Below are 21,136 nucleotides of genomic sequence, written 5' to 3'. Positions count from 1 at the left end.
GAACGGGCCGCTCGCATCCCAAGGTAGGGCGAACCCCCGCACCAACCCACCGGCGCACCGCATTCACCCCACCCCCGCCCCGGACCAGACTCACCACGGTGACCGCAAACCTCCGCACAGGCAGTGATTTCGCCCGTCTGTCCCGCCGCGTCAGCGAAGCGGGCCTCCTCGACCGCCGTCCCGGCTACTACGCCTTCCGCATCGGCCTGGTCGCCACTCTCTTCGTTTCCGGCTGGATCGCCTTCTTCGCGATCGGGGATTCCTGGTGGCAGCTGGGGATCGCCGTCTTCCAGGCGGTGATGTTCGGCCAGATCGCGTTGCTGTCGCACGATCTCGCGCACCGGCAGGTGTTCCGCACCCGCCGTCCGAGCGAGATCGCCGGGCGGATCGCGGGGAACCTCGGTGTCGGCATGAGTTACGGCTGGTGGATGGACAAGCACACCCGTCACCACGCGAACCCGAACCACGAGGACCTCGACCCCGACGTCGATCCGGACATCCTCGTGTGGTCGAAGGACCAGGCGCGGGCCAGCAAGGGCCTCCCCCGGTTCATCGGCCGTTACCAGGCGTTCCTGTTCTTCCCGTTGCTCACCCTCGAAGGCTTGAACCTGCACTTCTCCGGGATCCGCGCGGTCGCGAAGCCGGGCCTCCGGCGGCGCGGGCTCGAAGCGGCCTTGCTGCTGGCGCATTTCGCGCTCTACTTCAGCGCGCTGCTCGTGGTCCTCTCCCCCGGCAAGGCGCTCGTCTTCTTCATCGTCCACAAAGCACTGTGGGGCGTCTACATGGGATCGATCTTCGCACCCAACCACAAGGGGATGCCGATCCTGTCCGGCGACACCGAACTCGACTTCCTCCGCAAGCAGGTGCTCACGTCACGCAACGTCCGCGGCGGCAGGATCGTCGACGTCGCGCTCGGCGGGCTCAACTACCAGATCGAGCACCACTTGTTCCCGAGCATGCCATCGCCGCATCTTCGCCGCGCCCGGCCCATCGTTCAAGGATACTGCGCGGAGATCGGCGTCCCGTACCACGAGACCGGGCTCATCGAGTCCTACTCACTCGCGTTGCGCAGTCTGCACGAAGCCGGTGAGCCGATCAGAGCCAATCGTCGGGACGCGGCCAGGGCATGAGCGCGGCGAGCGCGTCCGTCACCGGCTCGGTCACCGTGTACCGCCCGCGATGGAACAGCAACGGCCGGGCGTCGGAAGGTTCCCCGAGCGCGGTGACCCTGCCGACGACGACGTAATGGTCACCCGCCTCGTGCACGGCTTCGAGCGTGCAGTCGATCCACGTCAAAGCCCCTGCCAGCAAAGGGGATCCGGACGGGGCGGGGGTCCAGTCGACCGACGCGAACTTGTCCGCGCCCCGCGCGCCGAACACCGCGCTGACGTCCTGCTGGTCTTCCGCGAGCACGTTGACGGCGAACCGACCGGACTCGGCGAGCACCGCCCAGGTCCGGGAAGCCTTGGCAGGGCAGAAAAGCACGAGCGGCGGATCCAGGGAAAGCGCCGCGAACGACTGGCACGCGAAGCCCACCGGCGCCGTGCCGTCGTGTCCGGTCACCACCGCGACGCCGGTGCAGAAGTGCCCGAGCACCGTGCGGAACCGCGCCGGATCGATCTCCGCGCCGAGGTCCGTCACCGGGGTCACGACTGCCCTGATACTCGACGGGCGCCGACTGAAAAGTCGTGTCCCCACAAGGAAACCGCCGTACTCTCTCGGGCGATCCAGCTCTCGTCGTCCACTTGACGCCCCTCGCAGCCGTATTCGACGTCGAAGCCGCCGGGGGTCTTCATGTAGAACGAGAGCATCAGATCGTTGACGTGCCGCCCGAGGGTCGCCGACATCGGCACCTTCCGGCGGATGGCCCGGTCGAGGCAGAGGCCGACGTCGTCGGTGTTCTCCACTTCGACCATGAGGTGCACGATGCCGCTGGGAGTCGGCATCGGAAGGAACGCGAGACTGTGGTGACGCGGGTTGCAGCCGAAGAACCGCAGCCACGCCGGAGCGCCGTCTGCGGGCCTGCCGACCATCTGCGGCGGCAGTTTCATCGAGTCCCGCAGCCGGAACCCGAGCACGTCACGGTAGAACCGCAGTGAAGCGTCGTCGTCGTGGGTGGACAGTACGACGTGCCCGAGGCCCTGCTCGCCGGTGACGAACTTGTGCCCGTACGGGCTCACCACACGCCGGTGCTGCAACGCGACACCGTGGAACACTTCGAGCGTGTTGCCCGAAGGGTCCTCGAAGGACACGAGGCCGTCGACCCGGCGATCGGCCAGCTGATCCGGCGTGCCTTCCTTGTACGGCAACGAATGCGCGTCGAGCGAAGCCCGGATCTCGTCGAGTTCGCCGGCGTTGGCGACCTCCCAGCCCGCCACGGCGAGCCGGTCGTGCTCGCCGGGGAAGATCACGAGCCGCGCCGGGAAGTCGTCCATGCGCAGGTAGAGCGCTTCCGGATTCGTGCCGGAACCCTCGACCATGCCGAGGACCTTCAGCCCGTATTCACGCCACGCGGCCATGTCGGTGGCTTCGATGCGGAGGTAGGCGAGCGATCGGATACCCATCAGGAGGCTCCCAGGAAGTCGAGTGCCAGCCGGTTGAACTCGTCGAACTTCTCCAGCTGCGCCCAGTGCCCGCAGCCGCCGAACACGTGCAGCTGGGCACGCGGGATCGTCTTGAGCGCGAGCAGGGCACCGTCGAGCGGGTTGACGCGGTCTTCCCTGCCCCAGATGAGCAGCACACGCTGACGCAGTCGATGCGCCTCACGCCACAGCATGCCCTCTTCGTAGGTGTCGGGCTGGGCGAACGACTTGCCCATCGCCTTCATCGCCGCCAGGGACTCCGGCGCGCTCGCGGCGGCGAACCGCTCGTCGATCAGTTCGTCGGTGATCAGCGACTGGTCGTGCACCATGATCCGCAGGAAGGCTTCGAGCTTCTCACGGCTCGGCCCGGGCGGGGCGCTGAACCGGCCCAGGTTCTTGATGCCCTCGGTGGGATCGGGCGCGAACAGGTTCACGCTCAGGCCGCCCGGTCCCATCAGGACGAGACGTCCGGCGCGTTTCGGATGGTTGAGCGCGAGCCGCACGGAAGTCCCGCCGCCGAGCGAGTTCCCGACGAAATGCGCCCGCTCGATGCCGAGTTCGTCCATGAGCCCGACCACGGCGTCCGCGCTGTGGCGGAAGTACTGGGGATGCTCGGTCGGCTTGTCCGACCTGCCGAAGCCGGGCTGGTCGATCGCCAGGGTCCGGTAGTTCTTGCCGAACACCGGCAGGTTACGGCCGAAGTTGCTCCACGCCGACGCGCCGGGGCCGCCGCCGTGCAGCAGGATCACCGTCTCCTGGTGCTCCGCGCCCGCCTCGTGGCAGTGCAGCTTGAGTCCACCTTGGACGGTGACGTACTTGCCTTCGGTCATCAGACCATCGCATTCTCGACGGGCAGCCCGAAGGCGCCGGTTCCGAACATGACGTAGGCGCGCTCGGCGTCGTTCGCCGCGTGCACCCGGCCGGCGTGCGCGTCGCGCCAGAACCGCTGGATCGGGGTTCCGGCCCGCAGCGCGCGGCCGCCGGAGTTCTCGAAAAGCCGGTCGATCGCGAAGATCGCGCGTTCCGTGCCGCGGACCTGGTCACGGCGGACCCGCAGCCGAGTGGGGAACGGGAGCTTCTCCCCCTTGCACGCCAGCTGGTACAGCTCGTCGATGTTGTGCGTCAGCTGGAGCCAGGCCGCGTCGATCTCGCTCGCCGCCTCGGCGATCCGCACCTTGGCGAACGGGTCCTCTTTGGACCGTTCTCCCGCGTACGCCGCGCGGACCCGCTTGCCCTGGTACTCGACGTGCGCGTCGTAGGCGCCTTGCGCCATCCCGATGATCGGCGCGGTGATCGTGCTCGGATGCACCGAACCATAAGGAAGTTTGTACAGGGGCCCGGGGTTGATCTCCTGCCCGGGCGTCTTGCACTTCGACGTCGCGATGAAGCTCAGCGCGCGGTGCTTCGGCACGAAGACGTCGTTCACGATGATGTCGTTGGACCCGGTGCCGCGCAGGCCCACGGTGTCCCAGACGTCTTCGATCGTGTAGTCGGAGATCGGCACCAGGTAGGTGCAGAAGTCTACCGGCTTGCCGTCCTTGAACACCGGCCCGCCCAGCAGCACCCAGGTCGCGTGGTCGCAACCGGACGAGAAGCTCCAGCGCCCGCTGAGCCGGTAACCACCGTCGACGACGTCCGCCTTGCCCATCGGCGCGTACGACGAAGAGATCCGGACGTCGGTGTCGTCACCCCAGACGTCCTGCTGCGCCTGCGCCTCGAACAGGCCGAGGTGCCACGGGTGGACGCCGAGGATGGAGGCGACCCAGCCGGTGGAGCCGCAGGCGCTCGCGACGAGTTTGACTGCGGTGTAGAAGCTCACCGGGTCGGCTTCGAGGCCACCGAAAGTCTTCGGCTGCAGCAGTTTGAAGAACCCGGTCTCCTGCAGGGCTTTGACGGACTCCTCGGGAACGCGCCTGGCGTCCTCCGCCTCCTGCGCCCGCTCCCGCAGGACCGGCAGCAGCTCCCGGATCCCCGCGATCACGTCCTGCGCGGCGTGCTCGCTCATATGCGTTCCCTCTCTCGCCGTACTCGGTGAACCAAGTCCAAGACTAGAACACGTTCTCGTTTTTGTCGACCGATCCCCGGTCGAGGGCACTGTGCAGTCCGGCACGCCGCCCGGAAAACACGCAGTCGGCCAGCGACAGACCGCTCACGTAGGACCTAGAACAGATTCCCACCGCGGTACGGCCAGCCGCGTACAGCCCGCGAATCGGGGCGCCGGCGGCGGAGCGCACCGCCCCGGTCTCCTCGTCGACGACCAGGCCGCCCAGCGTCAGCATCGGGCACGGATAGCCCAGGTTCGGCTTGATCGAGACATCGATCAGCGAGTACGGCCCCTGATCCAGCGGCCGCGCGAACTCCGCGGGTTTACCCGTCGGATCCGCGCCGGACCTCGCCGCCTCGACACTGGCGGCCAGCCCGCCGGGATCGACGCCGGCCTTGCGCGCGACCTCGTCGAGCGAACCGGCGACGACGCGCCGCCGCAGCAGGTACCGCACCTGAAGTCCTTGGAACCATTGACTTTGCCCGCGCGCGTCCCGCCGGACCTCCCGGACGATGGCGTCGTCGACCAGGAGCCAGCCACGCCCTTCGTGTCCGGTGATCATGCGTTCGCCGACGGCCGCGCCGTACCGGGACTCGTCGATGATCCGGCCGCCCGTCTCGTCCACGAGCAGGCCGCCGAGGAACGCCGACGGCGGGGTGATGAACCGCCAGGCCGAGATCCGCCCGAGTTCGGCGGTCGCCCCGCCCGCCTCGATCCCCATCCGGATGCCGGAACCGTCGTCGGCCGACGTACCGAGCGCCAGTCCGCCGCGATACGCGGGCGCGTGCTCGCGCACCATCTCGCGGTTCGCGATGAAGCCGCCCGCCGCGAGAACGACTCCGCGCGAAGCGGAAATCCGCAGCTCACGGCCGTAGCGCCGCTCGATCCGCTCCGCTCGCCGGTGCAGCGACTTCCGCAGCGAGGGCACGTAGATCCCCGGTTTGGCGGCATACGCCGACAGCCTCCGGTGCGCGGCCCGCACGCGAGCGGGAGCGTCCCGCAAAGACGAGACGACGACACCGGTCACGGTCCCGTCCTCGTCGACGATGAGGTTCCGCGCGGCGGTCTGCGGCAGCACCTGGATCCCGCGGCTCCGGACCGCCTCCATGAGCCGTTTCATCAGCAGTTTTCCCGAAGTGCCCGGCCCCTTGACGCGATGTCCGCGCGGTGCGGGCTTGGCGGCGTCACGGAAACCGCCCGCCGCCTCGCTGCCCGAGTAGTACAGATAGTGCTCGTCGCTCGGGTACGACGTCTTGTACGGGCACAGACTGCCCTCGAAAGGCACGCCGTTGCCTTCCAGCCAGGAGATCATCTCCGTGCTGCCCGCACAGAAACGCCGCAGGGTCTCCTCCGAGACGACGTCGCCGACCTCGAGCCGCAGGTAGTCGTACATCGCGTCGACACTGTCGTCGACGCCCGCGTCCCGCTGCCGCGCCGTCCCGCCCCCGGCGTAGACGACACCGCCACTGACCGCGCTCGCGCCACCGCCGGAGAAGCGGTCCAGCACCAGTACCCGGGCACCGGCATCGGCGGCCTCGATCGCCGCACAGGCGCCGGCCGCACCGAAACCCACGATCACCACATCCGCGACGAGGGAGTCCATGACCCCACCCTAGAACTAGAACACGTTCTCGTCTATGGTGACTGGAGCAGCGCGGATGCTGCTACATGCTTCCTACAACGTGTTTCAGGTGAGGGGCGTATGGAGTACGACGTGATCGTGGTCGGCAGTGGTGCCGCCGGGATGACCGCCGCACTGTCCGCAGCCCACCGGGGACTCGAGGTCCTGGTCGTGGAGAAGGCCGCCCACTTCGGCGGTTCGACGGCGCGCTCCGGCGGCGGCGTCTGGATCCCCGGCAACCACGCGCTGCGGGCGGCCGGGATCTCCGAACCCCCGGAGCGGGCGCGCGAATACCTCGAAGCGATCGTCGGTGACGTCGTCCCCGCCGAACTCCGGTCGGCCTTTCTCGACCGCGGCCCCGAGGTCCTGTCCTTCGTCTGTGACAAGACACCGTTGCGCTTCCGCTGGGTCCGCGGTTACTCGGACTACCACCCGGAAGCCCCCGGCGGGCGGGCCGGCGGACGGTCGGTCGAACCGGCCGCGCTCGACGGCAACCTGCTCGGACCGGAGCTGGCGAATCTGGAGCCGCCGTACAGCGCGCCCCCGCTCGGTGCCCCGATCACCCAGGCGGACTACCGGTGGCTGAGTCTGCTCGCCCGGCATCCGCGCGGCATCCTCCGCGTGCTGAGTCTCGGCGGCCGCTGGCTGAGCGGCCGGATCCGGCGGCAGCGGCTTCTTTCCATGGGGCAAGCGCTTGCGGCCGGTCTGCGTGAAGGTCTGCGCCGGGCGGATGTCCCCGTCTGGCTGAACACGCCTCTGGTGGATCTGGAGAGCGAAGGCGACCGGGTGACCGGCGTCGTCGTGCGCCATGAAGACGAAGACAAGCTGATCCGCGCGCGGCTCGGCGTCGTCCTCGGCGCGGGCGGGTTCGAGCGCAACGAAGAGATGCGGGTCAAGTACCAGCGGGCGCCCATCGGTACGGAGTGGACCGTCGGGGCCGAGGCCAACACCGGCGACGCCATCGACGCCGGGCTCAAACTCGGCGCGGCCGTCGACCTGATGGACGACGCGTGGTGGGGCCCGTCCATCCCGCTGACCGGCGGCCCGTGGTTCGCGCTCGCCGAACGGTCGCGGCCGGGCTGCCTCATGGTCAACGCGCGAGGCGAACGCTTCGTCAACGAGTCGGCGCCGTACGTCGAGGCCGTGCACGCGATGTACGGCGAGGGTGACGGCCCCGGCGCGAACATCCCGACCTGGCTGGTGTTCGACCAGCGCAACCGCAACCGGTACATGTTCACCGGCCTCGGCCCCCGCCAGCCCCTGCCCGGCCGCTGGTTCAAAGCGGGCATCGCGGTCAAAGCGAGCACGATCGCGAAACTCGCCGAGCGGATCGAGGTCCCGGCCGACGCGCTGGAGGCCACCGTGCGGCGGTTCAACGGCTTCGCCAGAAGCGGCGTGGACGAGGACTTCCACCGCGGGCGCAGCGCGTACGACCACTACTACGGCGACCCGCGGAACAAACCCAACCCGAGTCTGGGCCCGCTGGACGTCGCGCCGTACTACGCGGTGAAGATCGTGCCCGGCGACCTGGGCACCAAGGGCGGCTTGAGGATCGACCCGCACGCGCGTGTCCTGCGCGAAGACGGGTCGGTGATCGACGGACTTTACGCGGCGGGCAACACGAGCGCGGCGGTGATGGGCCGCACCTACGCCGGCCCAGGCGCGACGATCGGCCCGGCGATGGTGTTCGGCTACCTTGCGGCCGAGCATCTCGCGCAGCAAGATCACACCAAAGCGGGAGGCAGCCGATGACGACGGAATCCGTACGGCAGATCGACGCGGGCGCGCCGCCTTCGCGGTTCGCGCGCGGCTGGCACTGTCTCGGACTGGCCGAGCCGTTCCGCGACGGGAAGCCGCACGCCATCACGGCGTTCGGGACGAAACTGGTGGTCTTCGCCGATTCGTCCGGCAAGCTGAACGTGCTCGACGGGTACTGCCGCCATATGGGCGGCGACCTCACCCAGGGCGAGGTCAAGGGTGACGAGATCGCCTGCCCGTTCCACGACTGGCGCTGGAACGGCAACGGCAAATGCGTCTCGATCCCCTACGCCAAAAGGGTTCCGCTGCGGGCACGGACGAAGTCGTGGATCGTGCTGGAGGAGAACAAGCAGCTGTTCGTCTGGCACGACCCGGAGGGCAACCCGCCGCCCGAGGACGTCGTCATCCCGCGGATCGAGGGCGTGTTCACCGGCGAGTGGAGCAACTGGACCTGGGACTCGGTGCTCATCGAGGGCTCCAACTGCCGCGAGATCATCGACAACATGGTCGACATGGCGCACTTCTTCTACATCCACTACGCCTTCCCGACCTACTTCAAGAACGTGTTCGAGGGCCACATCGCCACGCAGTACCTGAACACGAAGGGCCGCCCGGACAAGGGAATGGCGTCGAACTACGGCGGCGAGGAGAACCTGCTGCGGTCGGAGGCGTCGTATTTCGGGCCGTCGTACATGATCAACAAGCTGCTCAACACGTACCAGGGTTTCGAGATCGAGAACGTGCTGATCAACTGCCACTACCCGGTCACCGAGAACTCGTTCGTGCTGCAGTGGGGCGTGAGCGTGAAGAAGTTCGAGGGCGTCTCGGACGAGCACGCGGACAAGATCGCCGGGAAGTTCGCCAAGGGCATCGGCGTCGGCTTCCTGCAGGACGTGGAGATCTGGCGCAACAAGACCCGCATCGACAACCCGTTGCTGTGCGAGGAGGACGGGCCGGTCTACCAGCTGCGCCGCTGGTACGACCAGTTCTATGTGGACGCGGCCGACGTCACCGAGGACATGACGCGCCGGTTCGAGTTCGAAGTGGACACCAGCCGCGCCAATGAGGTCTGGGCGGCGGAGGTGGCCGAGAACCTGGCGCGGCAGCAGGCGGAAGAGGCCGGGGTGTGAAGCCCGAGACCGTCGAGTTCCTCACCGCCGGGCTTCAGCCGCTGAGTTGCCGCGCGTGCGGGACCTGCGTGCTGGTCAAGAAGAACAGCGTGCAGCACACCAGCATCCAGTGGACGACCGACGCGTCCCGCAGCTGCCCGGTGTTCGCCGAGCAGAAGGCTTCCGGGGCGCAGACGGCGTTGCTCGACACCTGCGGCAATCTCAGCGAGAGCATCGAAGCCGCGCTGAAGGACGGCCTGCTGGAGGTGCCCGAATGAGCGGTCCCGTCACCGTGACCGTGGCCGAGGTGATCACCGAGACGGCCGACGCGCGGTCGATCGTGTTCGAGATCCCGGCCGAGCACGCTTCGGCTTTCGCATACGCCCCAGGGCAGTTCCTCACTCTGCGCGTGCCGAGCGACCGGACCGGGTCGGTGGCCCGCTGCTACTCGCTCTCCAGCGCGCCGCATGAGAACCGGGTGCAGGTCACCGTCAAGCGCACCGCCGACGGCTATGGGTCGAACTGGCTTTGCGACAACCTCCAGGCCGGGCAGGAGGTGCAGGTCCTGCCACCGGCCGGAGTGTTCAGCCCGGCGTCGCTCGATGAGGACTTCCTGCTGCTCGCGGGCGGCAGCGGTATCACGCCGGTGATGTCGATCCTCAAGTCCGCGCTGGAGCACGGCACCGGCGAGGTGGTGCTGCTGTACGCCAATCGCGACGAGCGTTCGGTGATCTTCGCGCGGGAGCTGGCGGACCTCGCCGCCCGGTCCCAGGACCGGCTGGTCGTCGTGCACTGGCTGGAGAGCCTGCAAGGACTTCCGACCGAGGCACACCTGCGCGCCTTGGTGGCGCCGTACACCGCGCACGAGGCGTTCATCTGCGGGCCTGGCCCGTTCATGGACGCCGCGCGCACGGTGCTCAAGGACCTCGGGTTGCCGCGCAAGCGGATCCACCTGGAACGGTTCCTGTCCCTCGGCGGGAATCCGTTCGAAGTGGCCGAGCCGGTCGCCGTCGAAGAGGCCGAGACACCGGCGTCGGTCGAGGTCACCCTCGACGGGGAAACGAAGGAGCTCGCCTGGCCCCGCCGGATGAAACTGCTGGACCTGTTGCTGGAAAAGGGTTTCGACGCGCCGTACTCGTGCCGCGAGGGCCAGTGCAGCGCGTGTGCCTGCCGGGTCACCTCCGGCGAGGTGAAGATGCTGAACAACGAGGTCCTCGACGGCGACGACATCGCCGAAGGCATCGTGCTGGCGTGCCAGTCCCTGCCGCTGACCGACGAGGTCACCGTCACCTACGAGTAGGAGTTCCCCCGTGCCCATCGATCCTTCGGTCGCGATCGGCGCCGACCTCGGCGAGGTGAGTTTCGCCTGGACCGCGTCGGACGTGCAGCTCTACCACCTGGCGCTGGGCGCCGGCGCGGACCCGATGAGCCCGCGCGAACTGCGCTACACCTACGAGGACGGCCTCCAGGTGCTGCCGACGTTCGCCACCGTGGCGGCGAACCTGCGCGTGTTCGAGCCGCCCGCGGTCTCGTTCCCCGGTGTCGAGGTCGACCTCGGGAAAGTGTTGCACGGCAAGCAGGAGGTGATCGCGCACCGGCCCATCCCGGTCTCGGGGAAGGCCGTGGCGCGCACGCGGATCGTCGACGTCTTCGACAAGGGCAAGGCGGCCGTGATCGTGAACGAGACGGTCGCCACCGACTCGGACGGCACTCCACTGTGGACTTTGCGGTCGAGCATCTTCGCCCGTGGCGAAGGGGGTTTCGGCGGCGAGCGCGGCCCGTCCGACCGCGTCGAGCTCCCGTCGCGGGAGCCGGACGCGGTCATCGACACGCCGACGTTGCCGCAGCAGGCGCTGCTCTACCGGCTCTGCGGGGACCGCAACCCCCTGCACGCCGATCCCGCGTTCGCCGCGGCGGCCGGGTTCGACAAGCCGATCCTGCACGGCCTGTGCACCTACGGCGTCATCGCGAAGGCCGTCACCGACGAATTCCTCGACGGCGACACCGCCCGCGTCGCGTCGTTCTCGGCCAAGTTCGCCGGCGTCGTCTTCCCCGGCGAGCCGCTGCGGACCCGGGTCTGGCGCGAGCCCGCCGGGCTGCTGATCACCACCACGGCACCGGACCGGGACGAGGCTCCCGTCCTTTCCGACACTTTCTTGACCACGACAGACTGAATCATCGTTCCCGCAGGTAGCGGCTCTGGCTAGACTCGGGCAGGTGCGCCCCTTGATCTCGGACCCGTATGCCGAACTCGGCCGGGACTACGCGCGATCGAGACGCCCGGATCCCCGCATCGCCGCCGCCGTCACCGCCGCTCTCGGCGACGCGCGCTCGGTGGTCAACGTCGGGGCCGGAGCCGGTTCCTACGAGCCGGAAGACCGCGACGTGGTGGCCGTCGAGCCGTCGCGGCGGATGATCGCGCAGCGTGCGTCCACCGCGGCCCCGGCCGTGCAGGCGTGCGCGGAAGGGCTGCCCTTCCCCGACGGTGCCTTCGATGCCGCCCTGGCGGTGCTGACCGTGCACCACTGGACGGACGTGACCGCCGGCCTGGCCGAGCTGCGACGCGTGTCCCGCCGCCAGGTGATCGTGACCTGGGATCAGGCGGTGTTCGCGCGGTTCTGGCTGGTGCGGGACTATCTTCCGGAGATCGCCGAACACGAAAGCAGGCTGGCCTGTCTCGACAGGGTCGTCGAGGAACTGACCGCGGCAGGGCGGACTCCCGAGGTGGCTCCGCTGCCGGTGCCGTCGGACTGCGTCGACGGGTTCCTCGGCGCGTATTGGCGCAGGCCCGAGGCCTACCTGTCCGAGCGCGTGCGTGCGGGGATGTCCGGGGTGGCGCTGCTGGACCAGAACGTCGTCGCGACGGCGGTCGAGCGGCTGCGCGCCGATCTCGCGGACGGGCATTGGCACCGGCATCACGTCGGCCTCCTCGGCCGGACGGAACTCGACCTCGGGTACCGGCTCGTCACCACGTGATTCAGCCAGGTGGCGGAGCTGAGATGCCCCAGGCAAAGGGCTATACGCACGAACCCGCTCCGGTCGAAGGCCCCGCGATCGCGGTGGTAGAGCGCCCTGTACGCCCACGGTGACGTAGATGACCAGGCGGCGTTCTGCCGACGTCGATCGCGGACGCGGACTCCTCCAGGTGATTCAGTACACAGTGGACACTCTCGCGGCGTGCACGGCGGTCGACCTCGGCAGCGAGGCATGGTATTCATGGCTCTCGTGACGGCAGGGACGGGAGCGGCATGACGATGGAGTACTTCGTGGTCCGTGGCCAGGTGGAGAAGGGCGATCAGCGGGGCAGGGAACTGGGCTTCCCGACCGCCAATATCGCGCTGCGCGACCAAGACGGCCAAGTCGGCGACGGAGTGTGGGCGGGCTGGGCCGAACGCGCCGACGGCACCCGGATCGCGGCCGCGGTCTCGGTCGGCAGGCGGCCGACCTACTACGGCGCGGACGGTTACCGGCTCGTCGAGGCGCATCTGCTGGACTTCAGCGGCGACCTCTACGGCGAGGTGCTGACCGTCTGGCTGGGCCACCACCTGCGCGAGCAGGAGGCGTACCCGTCGTCGGAGGCGCTGATCGTCGCGCTCAACAAGGACATCGCCGACGCCGCGAAGTGGGCCGCGGAAAACCCTGCCGACGGCCTGCCCGGCGCGGGCACCGCCGAGGCCGGTGTCGTGCGCCGAGTCCCCCGCGCCTGAGCTGAAGGGAGCTTTCCCCGCATGAGACGCGGTGAAAGCTCCCTTCACCGCGTCAGATGAGGGGAAAGGCCCCTTCAGCCGCTAGACGGCGGCGCCCAGCAGCATGTAGCCCATCCCCAGCCCCATGATCACCCGGCACACGCGCCGCGACATCTGACCGGACTCCTCCGCGCCCCGCGCCGCGAGTACCCCCGCGCGCACGGCGTCCGCCGCGAAATACGCGGCCACGGCACCGAAGATCAGCGATAGCCACAAGGCCGAAGTGCCGCCCGGGCCGGACATCACCAGCCACGGCCCGTGGGTGACCTCGCTGTGCGGCATGAACGTCACCATGAACAGCATCGCGGTGGCGGAGACGGCGTGGTGCCCGCACGAGGCGTGCCCGGACCGCCGCCCCTTCCACCACGAGACGGCGAACCAGCCCGCGGTCAGCGCCAGCACCGCCTGCCAGCCCGCCGCCGGGATCGGGCCACCGACCGGGGACAGCATCGCGACCATGGCGACGACGAGCAGCAGTTCGGCCAGGTCGCCGTTGCGGACCGCCGCGCCCTGCCTGCCGTAGTCCAACCGGACGAGTCTCAGCACGCAGGGCAGGACGAGCGCGGCGAACACCGCGGTCAGGGTCCACGCGACGACGATTGGTCCAGACATGGCACCTCCCGGCCGGTAACCCTTTCACCGTGGCAGGTACCGCTCTAGTACACCATCGGGCATTGAGGTGATGTCAGCCCGCGGTCAGGACCAGTCCGCTCGTGGGGACGCCGGTACCGGCGGTCACCAGCACCCGTGACGCCCCGTCGACCTGGTTGACGGCGTCGCCCCGGAGCTGCCGGACGCCCTCGGCGATCCCGTTCATCCCGTGGATGTAGGCCTCCCCCAGCTGTCCGCCGTGCGGGTTGAGCGGGAGTTTCCCGTCGAGTTCCAGGGTTCCGCCGCCGATGAAGTCCTTGGCCTCGCCCTTCCCGCAGAAACCGAGTTCTTCCAGCTGCATCAGGACATAAGGGGTGAAATGGTCGTACAGCACGGCGAGGTCCATGTCGCCGGGCCCCAGCCCGGACTGCTCCCACAGCTGCCGTCCCACGACACCCATTTCGGGCAGCGCCGGGAGATCGTCACGGTAATAGCTGGTCATCACGTACTGGTCCGGCCCGCTCCCCTGCGCGGCCGCCGCGATCACGGCCGGCCGGTGCGGCAGGTCACGCGCCCGCTCGGCGCTGACGATCACCAGGGCGACCCCGCCGTCGCTCTCCTGGCAGCAGTCCAGCAGGTGCAACGGCTCGGCGACCCAGCGGGAGGCCTGATGGTCTTCGAGCGTGATCGGCTTGCCGTAGAACCACGCCTGGGGGTTGGTCGCCGCGCGGGCACGGTCGACGACGGCCACCCGGCCGAAGTCCTCGCTGGTAGCGCCGTACTCGTGCATGTACCGCCGGGCGAGCATGGCGACGGTCGCGGCCGGGGTCGCGATCCCCATCGGGTAGTGGAACGCGTTGTCGACGCCGGAGGAGTTCACCTGCCCCGCCGCGGCCGAGGACACCTGCCCGAACCGCATGCCGGACCGTTCGTTGAACGCCCGGTACGCGACGACGACGTCCGCGACCCCGGTCGCGACGGCCATCGCGGCCTGCTGCACGGTCGCGGCCGCGGCCCCGCCGCCGTAATGGATCCGGCTGAAGAACTTGAGTTCGGGGATGGCCAGTTCCCGCGCGACGGCGATCTCGCTGTTGCCGTCCATGGTGAACGACACCAGACCGTCCACATCGGACGGAGTGAGTCCCGCGTCCTTCACCGCGCTCGATACCGCTTCCGCCGCCAGCCGCAGTTCACTGCGCCCGGAATCCTTCGAGAACTCCGTGGCACCGATACCGGCGATGGCCGCCCGACCGGACAGGGTCATCACTCGCCTCCCAGCTTCAGTGCCACGGTGCCCACCACGTGCTCACCGAGACTGTCCACACCGGACACCGAGACCACCACGTCGTCGCCGTCCCGCTCCGTCACCCGTCCGGTTAAGGTCAGCGTGTCGTAGGCGTAACAGGGCACGCCGAGCCGGATCTTGATCGACCGCACGAACGCCTCCGGCCCCGCCCAGTCGGTGACGAACCGCTGCACCAGGCCGGTGTCGGTGAGGATGTTGAGGAAGATGTCCTTGGACCCGCGTTGCACGGCGGCGTCGCGGTCGTGGTGGACGTCCTGGAAGTCCCGGGTCGCCAGCGCGGTGCTCACCACGAACGTCGGGGTGGCTTCGATCGTCAGCGGAGGCAGCTCGGTGCCGACCGAACAGTCCTTCATCGCGCGACCCTCCAAGCCGGCAGCGTCAGTTCCTCATCGATCTTCACGAAAGCCGCCTCCACCGGGAGTCCGATGTGGACGGTTTCGGGATCGGCGTCGAGCAGCTCGCCCATCACCCGGACACCTTCCTCCAGTTCGACGAGCGCGACCACGAACGGCAGGTCCTTGCCGGGGACCTTCGGATGGTGGTGCACCACGTAGCTGTAGACCGCGCCCCGGCCGGACGCGACGACGTAATCCGGCTTCGCGTCGAAGTCGCCGTCCGGCGGCATCGGACCGGGCGGATGCCGCAGGGTCTCGCCCCACCGCTGGATCCGCAGTTCCCCTTCCCGCAGTCCTGCCCAGAAGAACTCGGTGTCCTTGCTGATCACCGGTCGCAGTACCGGGGCGGCCGCCTTGGCGGGCTCGGCGCCCGGCGGGCGGAACTTCAGCACCCGGAACACCATGTCCGCGACGGCCTCGTCGCCGACGTACCAGGTGGTCTTCGTCGTCACGAACCAGCCTTCGCCCAGCGCGGTGCGTTTCGGCCCGACGACACTCTCGAGTTTCGCGGTCGCTTCGATCCGTTCGCCGTGCCGGAGGTAGCGGAAGTAGTTCTGCTCGGAGTTCGTCGCGACGACCGAGGTGAACCCGGCTTCGTCGAGCACCTCCATCATCGCGCCGAGCGGATCGTCCGACGCCCTCGTCCAGTGCAGCCCGCCCATCGTCCACACCTGCACCATCGCGGGCGGCGCGACGAGTCCCTTGTGGACACTCTTGGTGGCGAACTCTTCGTCCACGTACACCGGATTGCGGTCGCCGATGGCTTCGACCCAGTTGTTCACCATCGCCTGGTTGACCGCGTCGCGCGCGGCCCTCGGCGCGGATTCGCCGCGTGCGGCGATGCGTTCGGCGGCCTCCTGGATGCTCATCGCGGCACCCTCGGCAGTCCGAGCCCGGCGGTGGCGATCAGCTCGCGCTGGATCTCGTTGACGCCGCCGCCGAAGGTCAGCACCAGATTGCGTTTGGCCACCACGTCCAGCCACAGCGCCAGTTCCGCGGTTTCGGCGTCGGCCTGATCGCCGTGTCGCGCCACGATCTCCTCCAGTCTCCTGGCCAGCCGCTGGATACGTTCGGAACCGAAGATCTTGGTGGCCGACGCGTCGGCCACCGCCACCGGCCCGGTCGCCGACGACGCGGCGACCTGCCAGTTCAGCAGTTCGTTGACCCGGGCGGTCGCCAGGGTTTCCGCGAGTACGGCCCGGACGTCGGGCAGCTGGAGCAACGGCGTGCCGTCCGGCGCCTTCCTGGACGCCGCCCACTCGCGGACGCGGTCGTGGAGGCCGCCGATCCGCCCGGCGGGGCCGAGCATGACGCGTTCGTGGTTCAGCTGGGTGGTGATCAGCCGCCAGCCCTCGTTCTCCTTGCCCACCAGCATGTTCGCGGGCACGCGGACATCCGAGTAGTAGGTGGCGTTCACGTGGTGCGCGCCGTCGCAGGTGATGATCGGCGTCCACGAATAGCCCGGATCGCGGGTGTCCATGATGAGGATCGAGATGCCCTTGTGCCTGGGCGCGCCGGGATCGGTGCGCACGGCCAGCCAGATATAGTCGGCGTCGTGCGCGCCGGTGGTGAAGATCTTCTGGCCGTTGACGACGTACTCGTCCCCTTCGCGCACTGCTGTCGTGCGCAGCGCGGCGAGGTCCGTTCCCGCGTCGGGCTCGGTGTAGCCGATGGCGAAATGCACCTCACCGGCGAGGATCTTGGGCAGGAACAGGGATTTCTGTTCCTCGGTGCCGAACACCTGCAGCGTGGGCCCGACGGTCTGCAAGGTCACCGACGGCAGCTGGACGTCGGCGCGGGCCGCCTCGTCGACGAAGATGTGCTGCTCGATCTCGCCGAATCCCCGGCCGCCGTACTGTTCGGGCCAGCCGACGCCGAGCCAGCCGTCGCGGCCCATCCGCCGTACGATCTCGCGGTACACCGGGCCGTGCCGCTCCCGCAGCATCGCGCGCCGCTCGTCGGCGCTCACCAGCCCGGCGAAGTACTTGCGCAGTTCGGAGCGCAACTCGTGTTGCGCCGCGGTCAGTTCGATCAGCATCGGTTCACCCCGCCACCAGTTCGCCCAGACCGGCCAGCCGATACGAGGCGCCGCCGAGCGTTCGTCCCAGATCCTTGACCGCCGACGAGAACCGGTGCAGCGGATACGTTTCGTCCACGCCGATCCCGCCGTGCAGGTGATGACAGACGGCCAGCGCCGCGGGCGCCTCCTCCGCCAGCCAGTAAGCCGCTATGTCGAGTTCCGCCTCGGCGTCGAGCCCCGCCGCGAGCCGCCAGACCGCCGACCGCGCGGCAAGCTGGACCGTCCTCGAAGCGACGTAGACGTCCGCGATCTGTTGCGCCACCGCCTGGAACGCCGCCAGCGGACGCCCGAACTGCTCGCGTTCGCCGACGTGCTTGGTGGTCAGCGCGAGCGCGCCGGCGAGCAGCCCGTCGCCGAACGCCACGGCGCCCGCGAGCGCGAACCGGTGCAGCGTCGCGATCGACTCGCCGGGGCCGTGCCCGTTGAGGAGATCGGCGTCGGTGACGGTCACCGAATCGAGCGTCATCGTGTAGTCCGGTGTGCCGGAAGAAGTTCTCGTCGGCGTCAGCGTCACGCCGTCCGCGCGGGGATCGACCAGGAAGACGCCGGTGCCGCCGGGCAACGAGGCGGGCGTCAGGATCCGGGTCGCCTCCGCCGCGAAGGGCACGCCGATCTTGACACCGCTCAGGCGCCAGTCGCCTGCCGACTCCGCGACGGTCGCGGGCCGGGTGGTGAACGGCGCGGAAGGCTCGTGCAGGGCGGCGGTGAGCACGGTTTCGCCCGCGGCGACCGGCGGAAGCAGCGCCGAGCGCTGGTCCGGGCCACCGAGCGCGGTGACCGGCAGGACTCCGAACGCCAGCGACGCCAGCGCGGGCGTCGGCGAGGCGACGCGCCCGAGTTCGGTCAGCACCAAGGCGACTTCGGCGACGCTGAGGCCGTCACCGCCGAGTTCGGCGGGCAGCGCCAGCGCGAGCAGACCGGCGTCGGCGAGCGCGCGCCACGTGTCCGCGGGCTCGCGCTCCTTGCCGAGGACACGCGCGGCCAGCGCGGTGACCTCGGTCTGCGTCTCGTCGAACTGGAAGTCCACACTGGCTCCTCACCGGGGCGAACGGGCACAATACTGAAACCTGTTCTAGTCTTAACCGGAAGGAGCCGTGACGGCAAGGGGTGAGGATCTAGGAGGTGGCTTTGAGCAGTTCCGCGAGCGCGTCGGGGAAGTGGTCGGCGAGCGGCCACAGATCACCGGTGAGTTCGCGGGCGCCGAGCAGGCCGACATCGACCCTGCCCGCGTTGGACAGCACGGTGACGTTGAGCCCGGCGCCGTGGAACACCGGGCCGAGCGGGTAGAGCCCGGTGATCCGGCACCCCAGCAGGTACAGCGGCATCGGCGGCCCCGGCACGTTGGAGACCACCAGGTTGTGCACCACCGGATGCCGTTCGGCCAGGCGCAGCGCGGAATACGCGCGCACCGCGAGGCCGAACATGGTCGCCGCCGAGAACTGCGCCCAGTCCTGGAGCATGTCCGCGTCGATGTCGTGGTGATGGTCCTTGGACAGCCTGTTCGACTCCGCGAGCATGAACACGCGCGCGGCGGGATCCTCCAGATGGGTGGGCAGCGACGCGAAGAACGCCGAGACCTTGTTGATCCCGTGCTCGCGCTCGGTGCGTCCGTGCACCGAGACCGGAACGGTCGCCACCAGCGGATCGTCCGGCAGTTCGCCGCGATCCCGCAGGAACTGCCGCAGGGCACCGGCGACCACGGCGAGGACGACGTCGTTGACGGTCACCCCGAAGGCGTTCTTGACCCGTTTGACGTCGTCGAGGTCGAGAGAGGCGTAGGCGACGCTGCGGTGCGCGGTGATCGTCCCGTTGAACGACGTCCTCGGCGCGGTGAACGGGACCGGCATTCCTTTGCCCTGCAACGCTTTACCCAGCCATCTCGGCACGAGTTCGAGCAGGTCTGGGAGCAGTTTCGCCACCTCGACCGGACGTTTCGCGAACGACGTCAGCCCGGCGCCGAACAGCGCGCGCCTGCCGGGAACGTCCGCGTTGCGGCGTTCGTCCCGCGCGATCTCCGGCGGCGGGGCGTCCGGTTCGAGCCCGGCGAGCGAGGCGATCAGGCTGGCGCCGCCGACCCCGTCGACGCTGGCGTGGTGCATCTTCAGCAGGACCGCGATCCCGCCGTCGGCCATGCCCTCGATGACGTACAACTGCCACAGCGGCTGCGCGCGGTCCAGCCGTTGTCCCGCGATGTGGGCGCAGAGTCCGGCCAGTTCCCGCCGGTCGCCGGGCGCGGGTACGCCGATGCGGTGCACGTGGGCTTCGAGGTCGAAGTCTTCGTCCTCCACCCAGACCGGATGCGCCAGGTTCCAGAGTGGATTGTGCAGCTTGCGCCGGAACGCCGGGATCAGCTCGACCCGTTCGGCCAGTTTCTCCTTGAAGCGCTCGAAATCGTAGCCGCCGGGCATGGTCGAACCGTCCAAGGTGAGCAGCCCGCACACGTGCAGTACCTGGGCCGGTGTCTCCAGGTACAGAAAACTCGCGTCCAGACCGCTCAATCTCTGCATGAGAAGCACTTTAAGTGAACTTTGCAACCCGTTCTAGGCGGTCACCCGGCGGTAGGATCGGTGCCCATGCAGCCGAGTTTCGTCGTCCGTCAGGCACTCCAGCTCGCGCTCACCGCAAACGCGCTGAAGCCGCCGAGAGGTGCACGTACAGCGATTCCGGCGTTCTTCGCGGGCTGGCTCACCGGGGAACTCGCTCCGCATCTGCTCGCGCTCACCGCGGCCGACGCGGCGGCGCACGTCGCCCGGCACCGGGGCGGGTCGAGCAAGGTGGGGCTCGCGCTCGCGGCGGCGTCGGCGGCCGGGCTCGGCACGCTGATCGCGCAGTCCCAGCGGGCGCGCGACGAGATCGAGACGGCGTTGACCGAAGGCATCGGCGACGCCTACGCCGACGAACTCGAGCACCCGCCGAGCCCGACCGACCTCGCGACGCCGTGGGGCCAGCTGGCGATGCCGTTCCGGATGCGCGACCCCGAGGTCCGGCGGACCCGCAACATCGCCTACGCGCCCGGCGGGAAGCGGTTCCTGCTCGACGTCTACGCCCCGCGCGAACCGGTCACCGGTGCGCCGATCCTGCTCCAGGTGCATGGCGGCGCCTGGGTGATCGGCAATAAGGACCAGCAGGGCCTGCCGCTGATGCTGCACATGGCCAAACGCGGCTGGATCTGCATCGCGATCAACTACCCGCTCTCCCCCGCCGCCCGCTGGCCCGCGCATATCGTCGCGGCGAAACGCGCGCTGGCCTGGATCCGCGACAACGCCGAGTCCTACGGCGGCGACCCGTCGTTCGTCGCCGTCACCGGCGGTTCCGCGGGCGGGCATCTCGCCGCGCTACTGGCCCTGACCGCGAACGACCCGGCGTTGCAGCCCGGCTTCACCGAAGCCGACACGAGCATCCAGGCGTGCGCCCCGCACTACGGCGTGTACGACTTCGCCGCGACCAGCGGACGACGCTCAAGCCAGGCCCGGCTGAAGACGCTGATCGCCCGGCACGTCTTCGAGGCGGACCGGGATCCGGTGAACTTCCTCGACGACTACATCGCGGCGTCTCCGCTGGACCGGATCACCGAGGACGCGCCGCCGTTCTTCGTCATCCACGGCGTCCACGACTCGCTGGTGCCGGTGGGCGAGGCCCGCGAATTCGTGCGGCGCCTGCGGGACAAGTCCCAGCGTGAGGTCGCGTACGCGGAGATCTCCGGCGCGCAGCACGCCTTCGACGTCTTCCCCTCGATCCGCAGCGCCCACGTCGTCCGCGGGGTGGAACGGTTCCTGGAGTGGAGCTATCGCACGTGGCGGCACCGGTCCAGCTCCTCGTGAGTGGTCTCCGACCGATCTCGGTCCCGGTGAGCACGGGCCGATCGGGAAAGCTCGTGAGTGGTGAGGACAGATCGGAAGAGCGT

Annotated in this window: 21 protein-coding genes; 9 read left to right on the top strand and 12 right to left on the bottom strand. The window is 69.1% G+C overall.

Going from position 1 to position 21,136, the window contains the following annotated elements; genetic code table 11:
* Positions 1 to 98 precede the first annotated feature (98 nt).
* On the top strand, positions 99 to 1,130 hold the full coding sequence (locus LCL61_RS01265; protein ID WP_340685136.1) for an acyl-CoA desaturase: 1,032 nt from the start codon (positions 99 to 101) through the stop codon (positions 1,128 to 1,130).
* Here the strand turns inward: LCL61_RS01265 and hsaB are convergent.
* The 5 genes from hsaB to LCL61_RS01240 are packed head-to-tail and all read right to left on the bottom strand — an operon-like array spanning position 1,096 to position 6,229.
* Positions 1,096 to 1,650, bottom strand: coding sequence for a 3-hydroxy-9,10-secoandrosta-1,3,5(10)-triene-9,17-dione monooxygenase reductase subunit (hsaB, locus tag LCL61_RS01260; RefSeq protein ID WP_340685135.1), 555 nt, complete (start codon positions 1,648 to 1,650; stop codon positions 1,096 to 1,098). The genes LCL61_RS01265 and hsaB overlap by 35 nt on opposite strands.
* The gene (gene hsaC, locus LCL61_RS01255) at positions 1,647 to 2,564 is read right to left on the bottom strand and encodes an iron-dependent extradiol dioxygenase HsaC (RefSeq protein WP_340685134.1); all 918 of its coding nucleotides are present in this window, start codon (positions 2,562 to 2,564) and stop codon (positions 1,647 to 1,649) included. Before hsaC ends, hsaB begins: the two co-directional genes overlap by 4 nt.
* The gene (gene hsaD / locus LCL61_RS01250; RefSeq protein WP_340685133.1) at positions 2,564 to 3,412 is read right to left on the bottom strand and encodes a 4,5:9,10-diseco-3-hydroxy-5,9,17-trioxoandrosta-1(10),2-diene-4-oate hydrolase; all 849 of its coding nucleotides are present in this window, start codon (positions 3,410 to 3,412) and stop codon (positions 2,564 to 2,566) included. Before hsaD ends, hsaC begins: the two co-directional genes overlap by 1 nt.
* Positions 3,412 to 4,587 (bottom strand): 3-hydroxy-9,10-secoandrosta-1,3,5(10)-triene-9,17-dione monooxygenase oxygenase subunit, encoded by a 1,176-nt coding sequence (gene hsaA, locus LCL61_RS01245; protein WP_340685132.1) that lies wholly within the window; start codon positions 4,585 to 4,587, stop codon positions 3,412 to 3,414. Before hsaA ends, hsaD begins: the two co-directional genes overlap by 1 nt.
* A 43-nt stretch (positions 4,588 to 4,630) precedes the next feature.
* Positions 4,631 to 6,229 (bottom strand): FAD-binding protein, encoded by a 1,599-nt coding sequence (locus tag LCL61_RS01240; RefSeq protein ID WP_340685131.1) that lies wholly within the window; start codon positions 6,227 to 6,229, stop codon positions 4,631 to 4,633.
* Positions 6,230 to 6,328: 99 nt separating this feature from the next.
* Here LCL61_RS01240 and kstD point away from each other — a divergent pair, with 99 nt between their 5' ends.
* From kstD to LCL61_RS01205, 7 genes are all read left to right on the top strand, one after another.
* Entirely contained in the window at positions 6,329 to 7,999 is a 1,671-nt protein-coding gene (gene kstD, locus LCL61_RS01235; RefSeq protein WP_340685130.1) for a 3-oxosteroid 1-dehydrogenase, read from the top strand.
* On the top strand, positions 7,996 to 9,135 hold the full coding sequence (locus tag LCL61_RS01230; protein WP_340685129.1) for a Rieske 2Fe-2S domain-containing protein: 1,140 nt from the start codon (positions 7,996 to 7,998) through the stop codon (positions 9,133 to 9,135). Before kstD ends, LCL61_RS01230 begins: the two co-directional genes overlap by 4 nt.
* A complete protein-coding gene (locus LCL61_RS01225) occupies positions 9,132 to 9,392 on the top strand; it encodes a hypothetical protein (RefSeq protein ID WP_340685128.1) in 261 nt (86 codons plus the stop codon). The genes LCL61_RS01230 and LCL61_RS01225 overlap by 4 nt, the downstream gene beginning before the upstream one ends.
* A complete protein-coding gene (locus LCL61_RS01220; protein WP_340685127.1) occupies positions 9,389 to 10,414 on the top strand; it encodes a ferredoxin--NADP reductase in 1,026 nt (341 codons plus the stop codon). Before LCL61_RS01225 ends, LCL61_RS01220 begins: the two co-directional genes overlap by 4 nt.
* Before the next feature lie 10 nt (positions 10,415 to 10,424).
* Entirely contained in the window at positions 10,425 to 11,288 is an 864-nt protein-coding gene (locus LCL61_RS01215; protein ID WP_340685126.1) for a MaoC/PaaZ C-terminal domain-containing protein, read from the top strand.
* Positions 11,289 to 11,340: 52 nt separating this feature from the next.
* Complete coding sequence (locus tag LCL61_RS01210) at positions 11,341 to 12,090, top strand: class I SAM-dependent methyltransferase (RefSeq protein WP_340688458.1); 750 nt, start codon at positions 11,341 to 11,343, stop codon at positions 12,088 to 12,090.
* 272 nt (positions 12,091 to 12,362) lie between these two features.
* Positions 12,363 to 12,821: a riboflavin kinase gene (locus LCL61_RS01205; RefSeq protein ID WP_340685125.1), complete on the top strand. Its 459-nt coding sequence runs from the start codon at positions 12,363 to 12,365 to the stop codon at positions 12,819 to 12,821.
* An 81-nt stretch (positions 12,822 to 12,902) separates the two neighbouring features.
* Here the strand turns inward: LCL61_RS01205 and LCL61_RS01200 are convergent, their stop codons facing one another.
* The 7 genes from LCL61_RS01200 to LCL61_RS01170 all read right to left on the bottom strand — a co-directional run bounded on the left by LCL61_RS01200 (position 12,903) and on the right by LCL61_RS01170 (position 19,739).
* A complete protein-coding gene (locus LCL61_RS01200) occupies positions 12,903 to 13,472 on the bottom strand; it encodes a DUF5134 domain-containing protein (RefSeq protein ID WP_340685124.1) in 570 nt (189 codons plus the stop codon).
* Between the two features lie 73 nt (positions 13,473 to 13,545).
* Positions 13,546 to 14,715: a lipid-transfer protein gene (locus tag LCL61_RS01195; protein WP_340685123.1), complete on the bottom strand. Its 1,170-nt coding sequence runs from the start codon at positions 14,713 to 14,715 to the stop codon at positions 13,546 to 13,548.
* Positions 14,715 to 15,110, bottom strand: a complete 396-nt coding sequence (locus LCL61_RS01190) for a MaoC family dehydratase (RefSeq protein ID WP_340685122.1) — start codon at positions 15,108 to 15,110, stop codon at positions 14,715 to 14,717. The genes LCL61_RS01195 and LCL61_RS01190 overlap by 1 nt, the downstream gene beginning before the upstream one ends.
* The gene (locus LCL61_RS01185) at positions 15,107 to 16,021 is read right to left on the bottom strand and encodes a bifunctional MaoC family dehydratase N-terminal/OB-fold nucleic acid binding domain-containing protein (RefSeq protein ID WP_340685121.1); all 915 of its coding nucleotides are present in this window, start codon (positions 16,019 to 16,021) and stop codon (positions 15,107 to 15,109) included. Before LCL61_RS01185 ends, LCL61_RS01190 begins: the two co-directional genes overlap by 4 nt.
* The gene (locus LCL61_RS01180; protein ID WP_340685120.1) at positions 16,018 to 17,190 is read right to left on the bottom strand and encodes an acyl-CoA dehydrogenase family protein; all 1,173 of its coding nucleotides are present in this window, start codon (positions 17,188 to 17,190) and stop codon (positions 16,018 to 16,020) included. Before LCL61_RS01180 ends, LCL61_RS01185 begins: the two co-directional genes overlap by 4 nt.
* 4 nt (positions 17,191 to 17,194) lie before the next feature.
* Positions 17,195 to 18,259, bottom strand: a complete 1,065-nt coding sequence (locus tag LCL61_RS01175; protein WP_340685119.1) for an acyl-CoA dehydrogenase family protein — start codon at positions 18,257 to 18,259, stop codon at positions 17,195 to 17,197.
* 88 nt (positions 18,260 to 18,347) lie between these two features.
* A complete protein-coding gene (locus LCL61_RS01170) occupies positions 18,348 to 19,739 on the bottom strand; it encodes a wax ester/triacylglycerol synthase family O-acyltransferase (protein WP_340685118.1) in 1,392 nt (463 codons plus the stop codon).
* A gap of 66 nt (positions 19,740 to 19,805) precedes the next feature.
* On the opposite strand from LCL61_RS01170, the gene LCL61_RS01165 reads away from it, so the two are divergent.
* Positions 19,806 to 21,053, top strand: a complete 1,248-nt coding sequence (locus LCL61_RS01165; protein WP_340685117.1) for an alpha/beta hydrolase — start codon at positions 19,806 to 19,808, stop codon at positions 21,051 to 21,053.
* The last annotated feature ends 83 nt before the right edge of the window (positions 21,054 to 21,136 follow it).

The organism is Amycolatopsis coloradensis, from assembly GCF_037997115.1.
Classification (GTDB): domain Bacteria; phylum Actinomycetota; class Actinomycetes; order Mycobacteriales; family Pseudonocardiaceae; genus Amycolatopsis; species Amycolatopsis coloradensis_A.
The sequence above is the reverse complement of the archived record's forward strand: the minus strand, read 5'-3'. Positions and strand labels throughout refer to the sequence as shown.

Coding starts and splice junctions, on each gene's coding strand:
- hsaA (WP_340685132.1), bottom strand. CDS start 4,587: ATGAGCGAGCACGCCGCGCAGGACGTGATCGCGGGGATCCGGGAGCTG.
- LCL61_RS01220 (WP_340685127.1), top strand. CDS start 9,389: ATGAGCGGTCCCGTCACCGTGACCGTGGCCGAGGTGATCACCGAGACG.
- hsaC (WP_340685134.1), bottom strand. CDS start 2,564: ATGGGTATCCGATCGCTCGCCTACCTCCGCATCGAAGCCACCGACATG.
- kstD (WP_340685130.1), top strand. CDS start 6,329: ATGGAGTACGACGTGATCGTGGTCGGCAGTGGTGCCGCCGGGATGACC.
- LCL61_RS01165 (WP_340685117.1), top strand. CDS start 19,806: ATGCAGCCGAGTTTCGTCGTCCGTCAGGCACTCCAGCTCGCGCTCACC.
- LCL61_RS01195 (WP_340685123.1), bottom strand. CDS start 14,715: ATGACCCTGTCCGGTCGGGCGGCCATCGCCGGTATCGGTGCCACGGAG.
- LCL61_RS01170 (WP_340685118.1), bottom strand. CDS start 19,739: ATGCAGAGATTGAGCGGTCTGGACGCGAGTTTTCTGTACCTGGAGACA.
- LCL61_RS01240 (WP_340685131.1), bottom strand. CDS start 6,229: ATGGACTCCCTCGTCGCGGATGTGGTGATCGTGGGTTTCGGTGCGGCC.
- LCL61_RS01180 (WP_340685120.1), bottom strand. CDS start 17,190: ATGCTGATCGAACTGACCGCGGCGCAACACGAGTTGCGCTCCGAACTG.
- LCL61_RS01200 (WP_340685124.1), bottom strand. CDS start 13,472: ATGTCTGGACCAATCGTCGTCGCGTGGACCCTGACCGCGGTGTTCGCC.
- LCL61_RS01205 (WP_340685125.1), top strand. CDS start 12,363: ATGACGATGGAGTACTTCGTGGTCCGTGGCCAGGTGGAGAAGGGCGAT.
- hsaD (WP_340685133.1), bottom strand. CDS start 3,412: ATGACCGAAGGCAAGTACGTCACCGTCCAAGGTGGACTCAAGCTGCAC.
- LCL61_RS01230 (WP_340685129.1), top strand. CDS start 7,996: ATGACGACGGAATCCGTACGGCAGATCGACGCGGGCGCGCCGCCTTCG.
- LCL61_RS01190 (WP_340685122.1), bottom strand. CDS start 15,110: ATGAAGGACTGTTCGGTCGGCACCGAGCTGCCTCCGCTGACGATCGAA.
- LCL61_RS01185 (WP_340685121.1), bottom strand. CDS start 16,021: ATGAGCATCCAGGAGGCCGCCGAACGCATCGCCGCACGCGGCGAATCC.